Here is a 16089-nt window from a genome sequence, read left to right on the forward strand (position 1 = left end):
GCGCGTCCCGCTGTCCTTGCGCTCGCCTAGGCTCGGGCGCGTGACACAGGGACTCTTCATCGCCTTCGAGGGCGGCGACGGCGCGGGCAAGTCGACGCAGGTGAGTCTGCTGGCGGCCGGGCTCGAGTCCCTGGGGCGCGAGGTCGTCGTGACGCGCCAACCGGGCGGTACCCCTCTGGGTGCGCAGATTCGCGACCTCGTCCTGCACGGAGACCACGTGTCGCCGCGGGCCGAGGCCCTCCTCTTTGCTGCGGACAAGGCGCACCACGTCGACCAGCTCATCCGCCCGTCGATGGACCGCGGGGCAGTCGTCATCACCGACCGCTACACCGACTCGGCCGTGGCCTACCAGGGCGCGGGGCGTGACCTCGGCGCCTCGGAGGTGCACCAGCTGCAGATGTGGGCGGTGGGTTCACTCGTCCCCGACCTGACCGTGATCGTCGACGTGACGGCGGAGGAGGGGCGCCGCCGCCGCGGTGAGGTCCACGACCGGCTCGAGTCCGAGGCAGACGCCTTCCACGACGCGATCCGTCACCACTTCCTCGCCATGGCGCAGGGCTCGCCCGAGCGCTATCTCGTCGTCGACGGCACGACCCCGCCCCACGAGATCCACGCCGCCGTCATGGGGCGCCTGGAGTCCTCGGGCCTCCTCGCCGGGGGTGGGGCGGCATGACCGTCTGGCGCGACGTCATCGGCCAGGACCCGGCGATTGCCACCCTGTCGCGGGCTGTCACTGAGCCTGCCTCGATGACCCACGCCTGGCTGTTCACCGGTCCGCCGGGGTCCGGGCGTTCGGTGGCGGCACGAGCTTTTGCGGCCGCGCTCCAGTGCCCGTCGGGGGGTTGCGGCGAGTGCCGTGAGTGCCGGACCGCCGCCGACGGAACCCACGCCGACGTCGACCTCATCGCGACCGAAGGCCTCTCGATCAAGGTCGAGCAGGCCCGTGACCTCGTCGCGCTCGCGGCCCACCGCCCGTCCGTTGGCACGTGGCGGGTCATCATCGTCGAGGACGCCGACCGCCTCACCGAGCGCGCGGCCGATGCCCTGCTCAAGGCCCTCGAGGAGCCGACCCCGCGCACCGTGTGGATGCTCTGCGCACCCTCGGTCGAGGATGTCATCATCACGATCCGCTCGCGCTCGCGGCACGTGCGCCTGCGGACCCCGTCGGTCGAGGCCGTGGCCGACCTGTTGGTGCGCCGTGACGGCGTGGACCCGCCCATGGCCATGTATGCCGCCCGCGCAGCCCAGTGCCACGTCGGCCTCGCGCGTCGGTTGGCTCGCGACGAGAACGCCCGCATCCGTCGCCATGACGTCATCACGCTCGCGTCGAAGATCCGCACGGTCGGCGACGCCATCGACGCGGCCTCTGACCTCTCGACCATCGCCACCGAGGAGTCGCAGGCGTCCTCGGCCGAGCGGGACGCGAGCGAGAAGGCCAAGCTCCTCGAGATCCTCGGCGGGGACCCGTCGGCCCGGACCCAGCCTCCCCACATCCGCTCGCAGATCTCCTCGCTCGAGAAGGACCAGAAGGCCCGCGCCACCCGCTTCTCACGCGACATGGTCGACCGGGCCCTCGTCGACCTCCTGTCGGTCTATCGCGATGCCCTCGTCCTGCACACCGGTGCCCCGACGGCCCTCGTCAACGAGGATGCCCGCCAGACCGTGCAGCAGGTCGCCCAGGTGCTCTCGCCCGTGCGCGTGCTCGTCGCCATGGACGCGATCGGCACCGCGCGAGAGCGCATCGCCGCCAACGTCCAGCCGCTGCTCGCGCTCGAGGCGATGGCCCTGGAACTCCGCCTACCCCGCTGACAGGGGCGGACGGCATACCCCAGGATTGGCCCGTAAGGTCATCGCCATGCGTCGTGTCGCCCCCATCGCTGCCCTTGCTTGCGCCGCCCTGCTGCTGTCGAGCTGTTCTGCCGTCGAGGACCTCTTCGACCGGGGTGAGGCGAAGCCCACCTCGATCGGACCGCAGACACCGCCCGCCGGGATGGAGGGCACCGAGGAGTTCTATGCCCAGGACCTGAAGTGGACCAGTTGCGACGGCGGCCAGTGCGCGCAGCTGACGGTGCCGCAGGACTACGCGAAGCCGGACGGCGAGACGATCAAGATCTCGGTCCTGCGGGTGCCGGCGGCCAAGAAGTCCCGGCGGATCGGGGCACTCGTCGTCAACCCGGGCGGCCCTGGTGGCTCGGGTGTGGACTATGCGCGCGCCGCGGACTTCATAGTGGGCACTGGTGTGCGCCAACGCTTTGACGTCGTCGGGTTCGACCCGCGTGGGGTCGGCCGCTCGGCGCCGATCGACTGCCTCAGCGATGCCGAGCTCGACCAGTTCCTGGGTGCGGAGCAGACGCCCAACGATGCCGCTGAGGAGCAGGCGTTCGCGGCCAACGCCAAGGGTTTCGCGGAGAAGTGTGGCGCCAATGCCGGCCCACTGCTCGGTCACGTCTCGACCGTTGATGCGGCCAAGGACATGGACATCCTGCGGGCACGGCTCGGCGAGGAGAAGCTGAACTACCTCGGCAAGTCCTACGGGACCTACCTCGGTGCGACGTATGCCGACCTGTTCCCCAGGCTCGTGGGGCGGTTCGTCCTCGACGGGGTCGTCGCCCCCGATCTCACCTCGGCCGAGGTGAATCTCGGACAGGCCAAGGGCTTCGAGACCGCGACCCGCGCGTGGGCGCAGTTCTGCATCGACAAGGGGGACTGCCCACTCGGTGGCACGGTCGACGGCGTCATGCAGGGGATCCGCGACTTCCTGACGGAGGTCGACCAGACGCCGCTGCCCAAGACGGGCGACACCGCCGTCAGCGAGCTCACCGAGGGCTGGGCCTCGACGGGGATCGCGTCGGCGATGTACGACGAGGGCATGTGGGACGCGCTCGTCGAGGCGATGCGGGCGGCGCTCCAGGGCGACGGCACTGACCTCATGGGGCTCGCCAACAGCTATGCCGACCGGCAACCCGGGGGCGGCTACTCCGGCAACATCATGGAGGTCATCTACGCGGTGAACTGCCTCGACAAGCCCGAGTCCGCCGACATCGCCGAGCACGAGGCGCTGGCGAAGGCTTCCCTGACGGAGGCGCCTACCTGGGGCCCGTTCCTCGCGTGGTCCTCGATGGCCTGCGGCTTCTGGCCGGTCAAGACCGACCGCTCGTCCGAACCGCCCAAGAAGGTCACGGCCGAGGGCGCCAACCCGATCGTCGTCGTGGGCACGACCCGTGACCCGGCCACGCCCTACGAGTGGTCGGTGCGTCTGCATGACCAGCTGGCCAAGAGCTCACTCATCACGTACGACGGAGACGGGCACACGGCATACATGCGGTCCAACGGCTGCGTCGACAAACCGATCGACGAGTTCTACCTCAAGGGAACGCTGCCCCAGGACGGGCTCACGTGCTGAGTTGTTGAACCTGGGCGAGCCAAGGGACATGCAGTGGGTATGCCGCCCGCTCGCCTTTCGTGCTCACCGCACCAACCGCTCGCGGTCTGAGGGTGGCCACTGCATGTCCGTGGGACCGGGGAGTGGGGGTCTGCGGCTGGCGATGGCCCCGATTTCGGGATGGGGCGGGGTTGTTCGTATACTCGTCCGGCGTGCTTGACCTTCGGTTCGGGCACCACGCCGCTTTAGCTCAGTCGGCCAGAGCGATTCACTCGTAATGAATAGGTCATCGGTTCGATTCCGATAAGCGGCTCAGTTGACGCCCCCGCCCTCGTGGCGGGGGCGTTTGCGGTTCCGGGCGGGCACCGAGCGCGGCAAACGAGCTCTCCGCCGGGCAGGTTGAGCACGGACCAAGGTCGCACGTGGGCCGTTTGCCGCTCGGCGTGCTCGCCCACCCCACGTGGGCCGGTCCCCTCCCTACGTCAGAAGTTCGACCAACGGGGCAAGTGCGCCAACGAACCGATCGCAGTCGGGACCCTCTGGTTGCACTGAACTCGCGAGGAGCGAGTCATGCTCCCACCCTGCTCCCGGAGGTGCGGGACGGATCGGGATGATCATGTCGCAGTGCCGGCGGACCTGGGCTGTCGCAGGGCCGATCGGGACCTTGGAGACCTCGTAGTCAGGCGGGTATCCGCCTCGACCGTGGAAGCTCACCCAGACGCTGTCCGACAGTTCGCACGCGCGACCGTCCGCGCTGGACTGGAGCTCGGCCTGGAGCCCAAGTGCCCCCATGACGTCGGCTTTGCGCACGGCGTCGCAGAGGTTTCGCCCGCTCACGGCGGTCTCGGGAACGGCGAGCTGCGGCGGTGCCTGCGTGAGACTTTGACGGACCACCTTGGCCAGCGCGAGCGTCAGATGCTGGGCATTGACGGTGTCTCCGGGACCGGTCACACGCACCAGGTAGCCCGAGGCGGAAAGCACATGGACGATCGCGATCGCGGGGTCGTACACCAGGGCTCCTGCCGACGTGGCGTCGACCTTGTTCACCCCCGGGTTCGTCATGCGCACATCCGCTGGCAGTCGATCGCGAGGAAGCGCGAACTCGAGGTGTGATCCGCCGCCGCTGCCGGGTGCAAAGAAGCACAGGGCCGGCCCGTCGGACGACGCTGTGACCGGTCCGGTTCCCCCTTCGTTGCGGTAGGCAGCCTCCACTGCGGCCACGGGCGCGAGGGCGCACAGGTCGAGGGACCGGTAGGCGTCGACCCCGGGATCCGGGCCAAGGTCGCGCTCCGATGGCGACGGCGTCCCGCCGCCCGCCGCTGACGAGGACGTCGATGGGCTGGGCCCGCTCGATGAGTCGCCGGCGCCGCAGCCCGCAAATGTCAGAACGACCGCAATGGAACTGAGGATGACCCCGCGCATGGGGGTCACAGGCGAGCGAGGAAGCGGTCGGTGTCGACGATCACCCGGGTGATCTCGCCCGTGGCGATGACCTTTCCGTCGGTATGCCGTGCGCTCACCCTGAGTCGGTTCAGTCGCCCATCGGCGTATGCCGGGTCGGCAGTGACGATGACCGTCGCGCCAACCGGTGAGGCGGCGCTGTGCTGCAGGTCGACCCGGGTGCCGACACTCGTGCGTCCATCGCCCATCAACGGCTCCAACGATGCGCAGGTTGCCGCCTCGAGCCAGGCCAACAACCGCGGGGTGGCAAGCACGGCCAAGGAGCCCGAACCCAGTGCGACCGCAGTGTCGGAATCGGTCACCGTGAACGTCAGTTCCACTGGGGCAGAGCGGGTCATCGGCCCATTCTCGCAGGACTGCCGCTCACTCGGCCTCGAGCGCGTCCAGCGTCAGCAGCACGAGCGCGGACGTCCAGAGGAGCGGCGCAGGCCCGGCCGGGTTGCCCGACCGGTTGACCTTCTCGGGCAGGGACCCCCATGACGTGCGGTGGGAGTCGAGCCAGTCGAGCCAGTGCTCGGCAATCTTGTCGTGCCCCGATGCCGCCGCCGTATAGGCGACCAAGGCCGTCTCGGGCGTCCAGGACGTCCCGTCATTCCTCCAGCCGGCGCCGGGAGCAAGACCGCCGGACGAGCGCGCAGCATCCTTTTGGTAGGCCAACCACCGCGACGTCACCCGACGATCGGACGGCCCGAACGGCGGCATCAGCATGGCCACTGCGGCGTCGAGCCCACCGTGGTCGCCAAACCTCTCCAGTTCCGGACCCATCTCCGAATGCAGCTGTGTCGCAAGGCGTCTCGCGATGTCCCGGGCGAGAGCGCGCTCCGAGGTCGTCCCGGATCGGGCAGCCGCGTTCAGCCCGGCCAGCATGGGCGCGACGGTGCCGAGGGAAGTCTGCGACACCGGCAGTTCCCAGTAGTCCGGGGACGGTGGAGGCAGCTGCCATCCACTCCAGGTGAGTCCCATGAGGTTGGTCAGACACTTGGACCTGAGACCGGCCGTCGAGGGTGGCAGGGACGACGCGGCCATCGACCCGAGTGCCCACAACACCCACCCGCATCCGTCCGACTGGGGCCCACGGGGATCGAGGGTCACCCGCTGACCGCCGAGCAGATAGCGGGCGTCGAAGCCCAGGGTCGCGTCGAAGGGCAGCCCTGCCAGGACGTCGATGAGGTGCCGCGCCTCTTCGTGGTGGCCGGTGCGGTCGAGGGCCACGGCGAGGAAGGCGCCGTCCCGTGGCCAGAAGTAGCCCCAGCTCGGTGCAGCACCTGCAGGCGGCGCTCCACCGTCGGCGCCCCCGCTCGCCATCATCTGCCGGATGTCGGTGAGCGCCCAGCGGCTCATCGACTCCCACGAAGTCCCGGCGCCGGGGACCGTTCCGCGCTCGATCCACTCGCGCGACTCCTTGGCGATCGCGGCACCATCAGGGTCGCGGTCGCTGATCCGGAAGCCCGGGCTGGTCGCGAGTTGCGGCTCGTCCCAGGCCTGTTCGTTCACTGAACGCGTCCCGCAGGCAGCCAGGAGGGCGCAGCAAAGGGCCACCACCATGCACCGCAGGCCACGCCGCATCCATCCACCTCCTCGATTCGGTGAACCTACGCCGACACAGACCGGATGTCTCGCCGACCCGGCGCCCGGGCCACTCACCTACGCTCGGGGCATGTCACGTGAGATGAAGGTCAGCGACTCCATTGAGGTCACCGGGGTCACTCCTGTCGAGGTCTACGCACAGGTGAGTGACCCGACGCTCATGGCCCGATGGAGCCCGGAGAACACTGGCGCCGAAGTCGAGCGCGGCAACGCAGGAAGCCTCACGGTGGGTGACGTCTTCGTCGGCGCCAACAAGCGTGGCGGCGCCAGGTGGCAGACGCGGTGCAAGGTCGTCGCGGCCGACCCGGGTGAGCGCTTCACGTTCGACGTCGTGGGCTGGGGCCTCAGGTCACCACTCCTCAGGATCGCGATCGCGCGCTGGGAGTACACCTTCGAGGCCACTGCCAACGGCACCAGGGTCACCGAGACCTGGCGCGACGCCCGTCGCTTCTGGCCGGACGCCGTCGCCAACGCGATCGATGCCAGGCTCACGGGCGGTCGCACCTTCGCCTCGTTCCAGGAGCGCAACATCGCCAAGACCCTCGCGGCCCTGCGCGAGGACTTGGCGACGCACGCGTCCTGAGGACTCCTGCGCGATCAGTGCACGTAGGGCACGCGCGTCCACGTGAGGACGGGCTCGTCCTTGTCTCGGCCGACGGTGACCTCGAGCCAGTTCGTGTTGTTGCCGGAGCCGTCGACGGTGACCCGTTGAAGCTCGCTGGATCCCTCAACGCCATACAGCGACAACCACTTTGAGCCGACAGCAAGCGGCTGGTCGGCGTTGTACTTGTGGCTGTCGCCGTTGAAGAGGTAGGTCTCGCCCTCGAAGGCGTTCGACTCGTCGATGAGCAGCTGGACGAGTGGCCTGAAGGCCGAGACGTCCGCGAAGGTCGGCGACCAGGTCGGGTCGAACATGTCCGCCTGGAGGAAGATCGCGACGGCACGGTCCTCACGACGGCGGGCGTCCGCAAAGGCAGCGCGTACCGTCGCGAGCGCGCTCTCGAAGCGGGCAGCCTGCTCGGCGAGCTGCTCGGCGTTGGGTGCCGTCGCACCCGTCCACGGCAGCGTCCCGTCGTTGCTGCCGACCACGTGCACGGCCGCCATCGACACCCTGTCCTCGCGCCACTGGACGTTCTCGGGGTAGCCCGCCGCGGTGTCGGCCGACACCTTGCGGGTCGTCTCACCGAGCGTCCGACCCGGCGTCGGGTAGAACGTGTCGCGCACGAACTCCAGCCGTTCGAGGGGGTTGTAGCCGCCGTTGTTGATGCGGTGGCAGTCGGTCCACTCGTTGTCGCCCGGCGTGAAGATCAACGGGCTCGCGACGGTGTCGAAGACGGTGCGGATGCCGGTGATGTAGTCGTCGGGGCAGACAGTCGACCCGTTCTTGATGTCGCCGACATGAACCGTGAACTCGGGGTCGGCCGCGTTGATCTCCTGGATCCACGCGGGGAAGCGGTTGATCTGGGCGGGGCCGTAGGGCACGTCGCCGATGACGGCGAAGTGGTCCTTCCTCGCCGGCGCCGGATCGGCGGAGGCGGTGGCGAGGCCCACGGGGGCGACGGCAGCGGCAGCGAGCGCGACCACGGTGGCGGGCAGGACGGCATACGCAAAGGGCTTCACGGCGGTTCTCCTCAGGGATGGAGTGGGCAGAGCTCCACCCAACCGAAGTCCGATGAACGCACCGAGCCGTCTGGATGAACCCTTGGGCGAGACTGACGGCATGGCTTCGCTCTGGCAGTTCCGCCGCGACTGGATCGTGGCCGCCTCACCTGAGGACGTATATGCCGTGTGCGCGGACATCGATGCGTACCCCACCTGGTGGCGCGAGATCCGCTCGATCCGGAGGATCGACGCCGACACCGGACTCGCGACCATTCGCAGCGTCCTGCCCTATGGGCTTCACCTTCGGATGACCCGCGAGCTCCAGGACCCGGTCGATCGTCGACTGCGGACCGGGCTCGCTGGCGACCTCACGGGCTGGGCCGAGTTCCACATCGAGGCGGCGGCCGGTGGGCACAGTGCCGTGGCCTATCGGCAGGACGTCGAGGTCACCGCACCAGTGCTGGGGCGCGTGGCGCCGCTGTTCGGTCCTCTCCTGCGGGCCAACCACGGCGTGATGATGAGGTCATGCGAGCGCGGAATGGCGGCACTGCTCGAACAGCCCCTCGGATAGCCTCGGCGCGTGCCGGAACTCAACAGCTTTGGACAGTCCGTCGGAGACGTCGTGCCCGGGTGGGAGGGGCGGCCCGCTCCCGAGCCGGTGACCCTGGAGGGCCAGTACGTCCACATCGTCCCGCTCGACTCGGTGCACTACGCCGACCTCTTCGCGGCCGTCTGCGGTCCGGAGGATGACTCGCTCTGGACCTATCGACCGATCGCGAAGCCCACCTCCCTCGCCGCGTTGTGGATGCATCTCGCCGACGTCCTGGACTCGCCCAACCTGACCTTTGCCCTGATCCCGCTGGAGGGTGAACGCGCAGGTCTCGCGAGCGGGATCGCGTCGTTCCACCGGATCGACCCGCAGACCGGACAGGTCGAAGTCGCCGGCGTCCTCTATGCCCGGACCCTGCAACGGACCCGCGCCGCCACCGAAGCGATCCACCTGCTGATGCGCTACGCATTCGAGGATCTTCGCTATCGCCGCTTCGAGTGGAAGTGCGACAGCCTCAACGAGCCGTCACGGCGAGCTGCTGCGCGCCTCGGCTTCACCTACGAGGGCCAGTTCCGCAACCACATGGTCACGCAGGGACGCAACCGCGACACTGACTGGTTCTCGGTGACCGATGGTGAGTGGCCGACGGTGCGAGCCGCCCATGAGGAGTGGCTCGCGCCCAACAACTTCGACGACGCGGGCCGCCAGCGAACATCGCTGGCGGCCCGGAAGTGAGTCCTGGAGGGATCAGGAGTTGGGGGAGTCGCTGAGGGGCTTCTCCTTGGTGGCGAGCTCCTCCTTGGCCTTGGCCCGGGCGGCCGCGTGCTCTTCCTCGGTGCGCGCAGCGGAAGCTGCGTGGGAGTCCAGGTCGTGACCCTCCGGCATACGCCAACGGGCCGTGGACATGCCGGCATCTTGGGCGCGCTGGACGGCCTCGTTGATGGTCCGCTCGGCGTCCTCGCGACCGGCCCAGTGGGCGCCTTCGACGGACTTGCCGGGCTCGAGGTCCTTGTAGGTCTCGAAGAAGTGCTGGATCTCGAGGCGGTCGAACTCGCTGATGTCCTCGAGCTCCCTGATGTGCGCCTTGCGCGGGTCGCCCGCGGGGATGCACAGGATCTTGTCGTCGCCGCCGGCCTCGTCGCGCATGTGGAACATGCCGATCGGGCGGGCGCTCACCAGGCAACCGGGGAACGTGGGCTCGTCAAGCAGGACCAGGGCGTCCAGCGGGTCGCTGTCCTCGCCGAGGGTGTTCTCGATGTAGCCGTAGTCCGACGGGTAGGCCATCGACGTGAACAGCATCCGGTCGAGGCGGATGCGCCCGGTTTCGTGGTCCACCTCGTACTTGTTGCGCTGACCCTTGGGGATCTCGATGGTGACGTCGAACTCCACGGTGGTGGCCTTCTTTCGGATGGGTGTGAATGACCTACGCTCGGGGAACATTGTCCCGCATGGATCGGGTGCTGCTGGAAAAGGGGTCGGATGCGACGGGCTGTTGTGGCGGGGGTCACGTGCCTTCTGGTCGGCGGTGTCGGGTATGCCGCCGCTGACGTCGTGGACCTCGCTCCCGGCATCCTGACGTACGACGGTGCGTCGGTCGACCCGCCGACTCCCACCGGCTCGGCTTCCGCGTCCCCGACATGGGCTGCCCTGCCGAGTCCGACTGCCCTGGGCGTGTCCGCCGATCCCGCCGCCTCCGCCGCCGCGGCCGCCCTGCCCACGACGGCCGGTCTGACCAAGGCAATCGGTGCCCTGGGCAAGGACCCCTGGCTGGGTCCCAGCGTCGGCATCAGCGTGCGCGACGGTCTGACGGGCAAGGAGCTGTATGCCGTGCAGCCGGGCGTTGCTCGTGCCCCGGCGTCCACCCTCAAGGTCCTCAGCACCTTGGCCGTGACGCAGCACGTCGATCTCGACGCGCGCATGACGACCAAGGTCGTGACCGGTGACACCCCCAGCCAGATCGTCCTCGTTGCGGGCGGCGACACCCTGCTGGGACTGGGCGCCTCGAATCCCTCAGGGGTCGAGGGCCACGCCGGAATCGCGACCCTTGCCGACCAGGTGGCGCAGTCGTTGACCGACCGATCCACCGGAGCAGTGACCCTGCGCATCGATGCGACGTATGCCGCGGGCCCGCGCTATCCCACGACATGGAAGAAGGAGGACATCGCCGCTGGTTTCACTCAGTCCGTGTCGATGCTCGACCTCGTGTCCCAGCGCGCCGGTGGTGGCAGGTCCGCACCGCCCGTTCCTGAAACCGGCGTGGCGGGAGCCCTGGCCAAGGCCCTCACGGCCCGGGGCCACGCGACGACGGTCCTCCCCCTCGCGGGTCACGGCAAGGCCGCACCGGCAGCTGCCACCGAGCTCGGCGCCGTCGAGTCGGCCACCTATGGGGAGCACCTCGAGACCGCGCTCATCCACAGTGACAACGCCCTCACCGAGAACCTCGTCCGCCAAGCCATGGTTGCCGCCGGCCAGTCGCCCGCCGCGCCACTCGCGCCGGCACAGTTCGTCGTGAAGTCCCTCGCGGACGCCGGAGTTCCCACGGCCGGGCTCAAGCTCCTCGACGTGAGCGGACTCTCACCCGGGCAGACCGTCACCGCAACAGCACTCTCCGACGTCCTCACCCTGGCCACCAGCGGCAAGCTCCCCGAACTGCGACGGGCCATCGCCACCCTGCCCGTCGCCGGCCTGAGCGGAAGTCTCTCCGATCGCTACCGGAGCAAGCAGACCAAGGCCGTGGCCGGCATACCCCGTGCGAAAACGGGCACACTCAAGGGCATCTCGAGCCTGGCCGGCACGACGGTCGACGCAGACGGCCGCCTGCTGACGTTCGTCGTCCTCGCCGACCGTGTGCCACCCTCGTCGGGAACGCTCGGTGCACGCGCGGCGTTGGACCGGTTCGTCACCGCACTGACCCTGTGCGGTTGTCACTGAGGAGGGCACGTGAGCAACAGCTACGTCGACTGGGAGTTCGCCAAGACGACGGGTCGCACGCTCGTCGCGGCCGGTCCCACTGTGTCGGCCGACGAGGCCGCAGAGGAGGTCGGCGCCATCCGCGCAGCCGCCCTCCGGGCCCACGGGCCGGTCGCCGAGACCTCGCGACTCTCCACGCCTGACAGTGCCCCCGAGGCCCTCGTCGTCGATCGCCCGACGTGGATCGCGATGAACGCCGACTCGATGGGCGCCATGCTGAACCCGGCCTTCGAGCAGATCGTGAGCAAGCGCGGCAGTGCCCCCAGCGGTGTCGGCGCGGCCATCGGCGGCAAGGTCACGGGGGCCGAGGCCGGGGCGCTGCTGGCGTTCATGTCGAGCAAGGTGCTGGGACAGTACGACCTCGCACCCGGAGGCACCCCCGCTTTGCTGCTCGTCGCGCCCAACCTCGTCCAGACCCAGCGTGAGCTCGGCGTCGATGCCGAGGACTTCCGGGCGTGGGTCTGCATGCACGAGGAGACGCACCGCGTGCAGTTCACGGCTGTGCCGTGGCTGCGCGACCACATGATCGCCGAGGCCCGCCAGCTCGCGACCGACATGGCACCTGATCAGGAGCGCATCCAGGAGCTCACCAAGCGCCTCGCCGAGAAGCTCCCCGAGCTCTTCAGCAATGGCTCCGGGGGCATCACGGACCTCGTGACGACGCCCGAGCAGCGCGCCAAGCTCGCCGAGCTCACCGCCGTCATGTCGCTCCTCGAAGGTCACGCCGACGTCGTCATGGATGACGTGGGTCCCGCGCACATCCCGTCGGTCGCCCACATCCGGGCGAAGTTCACCGAACGTCGCAAGGGTGCCGGGGCGGTCGACAAGATGCTCCGGCGGTTGCTCGGACTCGAGGCCAAGATGCGCCAGTACAAGGACGGTGCGGCGTTCGTCCGTGGGGTCCAGGACAAGGTTGGCGTCGACGGCTTCAACGCCATCTGGACCTCGCCCGAAACGCTTCCCAAGCCGCTCGAGATCACCGATCCGGGCGCCTGGGTCACGCGCGTGCACGGCTGAGCCGGCCTGTCCCGTGAGCGGTCCGCACCCGTCGACGGCCAGGATCCGGTATGCCGTCCGCGCGTCTCTCGCGGACGTGGCACCTGACGCCGTGGTCCTGGTGGCGTGCAGTGGTGGTGGGGACTCGATGGCGCTGTCAGAGGCGGTGGCGCACGAGGCGCGCCATGCGTCGTGGTCTGCTGGGGCGGTTGTCATCGACCACGGACTGCAGGCTGGGTCCGACGACGTGGCTGCACGGGCCGCTGGTCGGTTGCGAGACCTTGGGCTGGACCCGGTCGTCGTTGAACGAGTTGCGGTGTCGGACAACGGTTCTGGACCCGAGTCCGCCGCCAGGGATGCAAGGTATGCCGCATTGTCCGGTGTCGCGGACCGTCTGGGTGCCGCTGTGGTCCTGCTCGGCCACACCCTCGAGGACCAGGCCGAGCAGGTGCTGCTCGGGCTGGTTCGCGGTTCTGGTGCGCGATCCCTCGCGGGCATGCCAGTGGTGCGCGGGATCTATCGACGGCCACTCCTGGGCGTGACCCGCGCCGAGTGCCGCGAGTCACTTGAGGCAGAAGGCGTGCACTGGTGGGACGACCCGATGAACGACGACGCAGCCTTCACGCGGGTGCGCGCTCGCCGGGCCGTCGCCGACCTCGAAGCCGACCTCGGGCCGGGAGTCGTTGCAGCACTGGGGCGTTCGGCCGATCAGCTCCGCGAGGACGCGGACTGCCTCGACTCCTTGGCAGAAGAAGCCGCGACGACGCTCGGCTCCGGGCCGTGGGAGGTCGCGGAGCTGGTCGCGCTCCCTCGCGCAGTCCGCACCCGCATGTGGCGAAGGCTCCTCATCGCGGCCGGTGCGCCGGCCGGACAGGTGAGCACCCGGCATACCGAAGCCTGTGATGAGTTGCTCACGAACTGGCACGGACAGGGCCCCATCCACGCCCCGGGCCCGGTCCTCGTCACCCGCGTTCAGGGTCGCATTCGGCTGCTGCGAGAGCGCAGTGGTCAGGAGGGCGGCTCGACCTCGGCGGTGTAGGACGTGAGGCGTGGTCAGCCAGCGACGGGGATCAGCGGGTGGATGGCCACCTCGCCAGCGAGGGCATCACCGGCTGCGGCGAAGGCAGCCGCGACGTGGGGCGTCTTCATGTGGGCGTCGAGGGCGTCCTGGTCGGTCCAGCGCTCGATGGTCACGAACACACCGGGGGCCGCCGCGGACTCGAAGAGGTCATAGGCCAGGCAGCCGGACTCCTCGCGGGTGGCCTCGCCGAGCTGGGTCAACGCACCGCGCAGGGCCTCGACGTGCTCGGGCTTGACGGGGATGGTCGCGACGACGTTGAGCTCACTCATGGCAAGGGCCTCTCCTGGACGTGCCCGGCTCCGGGCTGTCCTTGCACTCTAGGTGCGCCGGATCCGCCAAAGGGTTCAATCAGAGGTCTGGGTGCAGGCCGTGACGAAGGCGTCGGCCTCGGGGGAGTGCGGCGCCTCGACCTCGGAGCGCAGGACCGCTCGCTGGGTCGGCTTGGCCGCGGCGTAGCGCTCGCGGCCCTCGTCGGTGAGGCGTGCAAAGACGGCACGACGGTCGGCCGTGCACATCTCGCGGCGGACGAGTCCGGCCTCCTCGAGGCGACCGACAAGGCGCGACAGCGCGGACTGGGTGAGGTGCACGTGGCCACCGAGGTCGGCCATCTTGAGGTCGGAGGGCTCGGCGACGCACAGGGCTTCGAGGACGTTGAACTCGCTCGAGGTCAGCTCGTGCTCGGCCATGAGCGTGCGATCGAGGGTGCAGCTGAGGCGCTGATAGCGCTGCATGAGCATCGCCCAGCCCTGCGCCAGCTCGTCGTCATCCATGGGCGACGCTGCGGCGGGGTCCTCGGCGGCGAGGTCGACCTGACTGGAGCCCTTCACGCTGTGCACCTTAACAGATGCATCTGAATCAGTTGTTTCCTCATTATTTGCTTGCGCATTCAATGCAGATGCATGAGAGTGGCTCCATGCCCACCACGACCTCAGCACCAGACACCGATCTCGACGCCCGGGATTCGCGCCCATCGCGCGGCGCGACCGCAGCGCCCGGCCCCCTCGTCGTCGACGAGCACAGCGAGTGGACGCCCAAGATCTGGCTCCTCGTCTTCGTCCTCGGAGCAGTCCTCTTCCTCGACGGCCTTGACCTCTCGATGATCGGCGTCGCGCTCCCCGAGATCCGCCAGGCGCTCGACCTCGACCCCTCGTCCGCGCAGTGGCTCATCTCCGGCTACATCCTGGGCTACGGCGGCTTCCTGCTCCTGGGCGGACGCGCCTCCGACCTCCTCGGTCGACGCCGGGCCTTCCTCGTCGCGGCCTTCGTCTTCGGACTCGCCTCCGTGGTGAGCGCCCTCGTCGACGCGCCGACCCTCATCGTCGCGCTGCGCTTCCTCAAGGGAGTGGCCGCCGCGTTCACCGTCCCGGCGGGGCTCTCGATCATCACGACGACGTTCGCCGAGGGCGCCGCGCGCAACCGGGCCTTCTCGATCTACACCGTCTGCGGGGCCAGCGGCTTCTCCCTCGGCCTCGTCGCGGGGGGCCTGCTCACCGAGATCTCATGGCGCGCGGCCCTGTTCTTCCCCGGCCCGGTCGCCCTCATCCTCTTCTTCCTCGGCTGGAAGGTCATCCCGCGCTCGGCATCGCAGCCGTTCTCGCTCAAGCACTTTGACGTCGCCGGCGCCCTCACGTCGACCCTCGCCCTGTTGCTTCTCGTGCTCACCGTGGTGCGGGCACCCGCCGCGGGCTGGGGTTCGGCCGCAACCCTTGGCGGCTTCGTCGGCGCGGCCGTCCTCATGCTGGCGTTCGTCGTCATCGAGCAGCGACACCCTCACCCGCTCGTGCGGCTGGGAATCCTTCGCTCACCCGAGCTCGTCCACGCCAATCTCGCGGGGCTCGTGATGTTCGGTGGGTATGCCGCGTTCCAGTTCCTCGTGAGCCTCTACCTCCAGGAGCAGCTGGGTTGGTCGGCGATCAGCATGGCTCTCGGGTTCCTGCCGGCCGGGCTCATCGTTCTGGCGTCAGCGCTGCGGATCGACCGTCTCCTCAACCGGGCCGACACCCGCGTGCTCGTCGCCGTGGGGCTGACGTCGTTCGTCCTGGCCTACGGATGGTTCCTGACCGCGCGTCCGGACCAGCCCTACACCCGCTTCCTGCTGCCCACGATGATCCTGCTCGGCATCGGCTTCGCCCTGACCTTCCCGGCAGTGAACGCGCAGGCCACGGCGGGAGTGGATGACGACGAGCAGGGGCTCGCCTCGGGCCTGCTCAACACCTTCGTCCAGGTGGGCGGCGCGCTCATGATCGCGGTCGTCACGGCGATCGCGGCCACGGCGTCGGAGGGCCGGGCAGCGGACCCGACCCAGCTCCCGCCTGGTGTGGTCCCGTCCATCACGGTCGTCATCGTGCTCACGTCGATCGGCCTCATCGGGACCCTGATCTTCCTCGGACGCCGCCCCCGCGTGATCGCAGGGGACACGTCGGCGGTGTCCGAGGTGACATCCGGGTGATCCCCGGGTGT

17 protein-coding genes and 1 tRNA gene are annotated in these 16089 nt (G+C 69.2%); 11 read left to right on the plus strand and 7 right to left on the minus strand.

The annotated features are described in order from the left end of the window. Positions 1-40 precede the first annotated feature (40 nt). The 4 genes from tmk to ACFQRE_RS11120 all read left to right on the plus strand — a co-directional run bounded on the left by tmk (position 41) and on the right by ACFQRE_RS11120 (position 3695). Positions 41-673: a dTMP kinase gene (gene tmk, locus ACFQRE_RS11105; RefSeq protein WP_380122203.1), complete on the plus strand. Its 633-nt coding sequence runs from the start codon at positions 41-43 to the stop codon at positions 671-673. Beyond that, positions 670-1809, plus strand: coding sequence for a DNA polymerase III subunit delta' (locus tag ACFQRE_RS11110; protein WP_380122205.1), 1140 nt, complete (start codon positions 670-672; stop codon positions 1807-1809). The genes tmk and ACFQRE_RS11110 overlap by 4 nt, the downstream gene beginning before the upstream one ends. Before the next feature lie 46 nt (positions 1810-1855). Beyond that, positions 1856-3403 (plus strand): alpha/beta hydrolase, encoded by a 1548-nt coding sequence (locus ACFQRE_RS11115; protein ID WP_380122207.1) that lies wholly within the window; start codon positions 1856-1858, stop codon positions 3401-3403. Between the two features lie 218 nt (positions 3404-3621). After that, positions 3622-3695, plus strand: a tRNA-Thr gene (locus ACFQRE_RS11120). 164 nt (positions 3696-3859) lie between these two features. On the opposite strand, the gene ACFQRE_RS11125 is transcribed toward ACFQRE_RS11120, so the two are convergent. From ACFQRE_RS11125 to ACFQRE_RS11135, 3 genes are read right to left on the minus strand one after another with little or no spacing between them, the layout of a single operon-like run. Then, positions 3860-4804: a hypothetical protein gene (locus ACFQRE_RS11125; RefSeq protein ID WP_380122209.1), complete on the minus strand. Its 945-nt coding sequence runs from the start codon at positions 4802-4804 to the stop codon at positions 3860-3862. A gap of 5 nt (positions 4805-4809) precedes the next feature. Then, positions 4810-5181, minus strand: coding sequence for a thioesterase family protein (locus tag ACFQRE_RS11130; RefSeq protein ID WP_380122211.1), 372 nt, complete (start codon positions 5179-5181; stop codon positions 4810-4812). Between the two features lie 25 nt (positions 5182-5206). Beyond that, positions 5207-6337: a glycoside hydrolase family 15 gene (locus ACFQRE_RS11135; protein WP_380122216.1), complete on the minus strand. Its 1131-nt coding sequence runs from the start codon at positions 6335-6337 to the stop codon at positions 5207-5209. 163 nt (positions 6338-6500) lie between these two features. On the opposite strand from ACFQRE_RS11135, the gene ACFQRE_RS11140 reads away from it, so the two are divergent. After that, positions 6501-7013 (plus strand): SRPBCC family protein, encoded by a 513-nt coding sequence (locus tag ACFQRE_RS11140; RefSeq protein WP_380122218.1) that lies wholly within the window; start codon positions 6501-6503, stop codon positions 7011-7013. Between the two features lie 14 nt (positions 7014-7027). Here the strand turns inward: ACFQRE_RS11140 and ACFQRE_RS11145 are convergent, their stop codons facing one another. Then, positions 7028-8050, minus strand: a complete 1023-nt coding sequence (locus ACFQRE_RS11145; RefSeq protein ID WP_380122221.1) for a hypothetical protein — start codon at positions 8048-8050, stop codon at positions 7028-7030. A gap of 100 nt (positions 8051-8150) precedes the next feature. Here ACFQRE_RS11145 and ACFQRE_RS11150 point away from each other — a divergent pair, with 100 nt between their 5' ends. Then, positions 8151-8603 (plus strand): SRPBCC family protein, encoded by a 453-nt coding sequence (locus tag ACFQRE_RS11150; protein ID WP_380122223.1) that lies wholly within the window; start codon positions 8151-8153, stop codon positions 8601-8603. A 9-nt stretch (positions 8604-8612) separates the two neighbouring features. After that, the gene (locus tag ACFQRE_RS11155; protein WP_380122225.1) at positions 8613-9317 is read left to right on the plus strand and encodes a GNAT family N-acetyltransferase; all 705 of its coding nucleotides are present in this window, start codon (positions 8613-8615) and stop codon (positions 9315-9317) included. Between the two features lie 12 nt (positions 9318-9329). On the opposite strand, the gene ACFQRE_RS11160 is transcribed toward ACFQRE_RS11155, so the two are convergent. Then, positions 9330-9971: an inorganic diphosphatase gene (locus ACFQRE_RS11160; RefSeq protein ID WP_380122227.1), complete on the minus strand. Its 642-nt coding sequence runs from the start codon at positions 9969-9971 to the stop codon at positions 9330-9332. Positions 9972-10061: 90 nt separating this feature from the next. Here ACFQRE_RS11160 and ACFQRE_RS11165 point away from each other — a divergent pair, with 90 nt between their 5' ends. The 3 genes from ACFQRE_RS11165 to tilS are packed head-to-tail and all read left to right on the plus strand — an operon-like array spanning position 10062 to position 13587. Next, positions 10062-11513: a D-alanyl-D-alanine carboxypeptidase/D-alanyl-D-alanine-endopeptidase gene (locus tag ACFQRE_RS11165; protein WP_380122229.1), complete on the plus strand. Its 1452-nt coding sequence runs from the start codon at positions 10062-10064 to the stop codon at positions 11511-11513. Between the two features lie 9 nt (positions 11514-11522). Next, positions 11523-12569 (plus strand): zinc-dependent metalloprotease, encoded by a 1047-nt coding sequence (locus ACFQRE_RS11170; protein ID WP_380122231.1) that lies wholly within the window; start codon positions 11523-11525, stop codon positions 12567-12569. A 13-nt stretch (positions 12570-12582) separates the two neighbouring features. Next, positions 12583-13587 (plus strand): tRNA lysidine(34) synthetase TilS, encoded by a 1005-nt coding sequence (tilS, locus tag ACFQRE_RS11175; protein WP_380122233.1) that lies wholly within the window; start codon positions 12583-12585, stop codon positions 13585-13587. 14 nt (positions 13588-13601) lie between these two features. On the opposite strand, the gene ACFQRE_RS11180 is transcribed toward tilS, so the two are convergent. Beyond that, the gene (locus tag ACFQRE_RS11180; protein ID WP_380122235.1) at positions 13602-13898 is read right to left on the minus strand and encodes a putative quinol monooxygenase; all 297 of its coding nucleotides are present in this window, start codon (positions 13896-13898) and stop codon (positions 13602-13604) included. Positions 13899-13973: 75 nt separating this feature from the next. Continuing rightward, a complete protein-coding gene (locus ACFQRE_RS11185; RefSeq protein WP_380122237.1) occupies positions 13974-14456 on the minus strand; it encodes a MarR family winged helix-turn-helix transcriptional regulator in 483 nt (160 codons plus the stop codon). 86 nt (positions 14457-14542) lie between these two features. On the opposite strand from ACFQRE_RS11185, the gene ACFQRE_RS11190 reads away from it, so the two are divergent. Then, a complete protein-coding gene (locus ACFQRE_RS11190; RefSeq protein ID WP_380122239.1) occupies positions 14543-16078 on the plus strand; it encodes an MFS transporter in 1536 nt (511 codons plus the stop codon). Positions 16079-16089: the final 11 nt, after the last annotated feature.

The sequence above is a fragment of the Knoellia pratensis genome (assembly GCF_042666395.1).
Classification (GTDB): domain Bacteria; phylum Actinomycetota; class Actinomycetes; order Actinomycetales; family Dermatophilaceae; genus Knoellia; species Knoellia pratensis.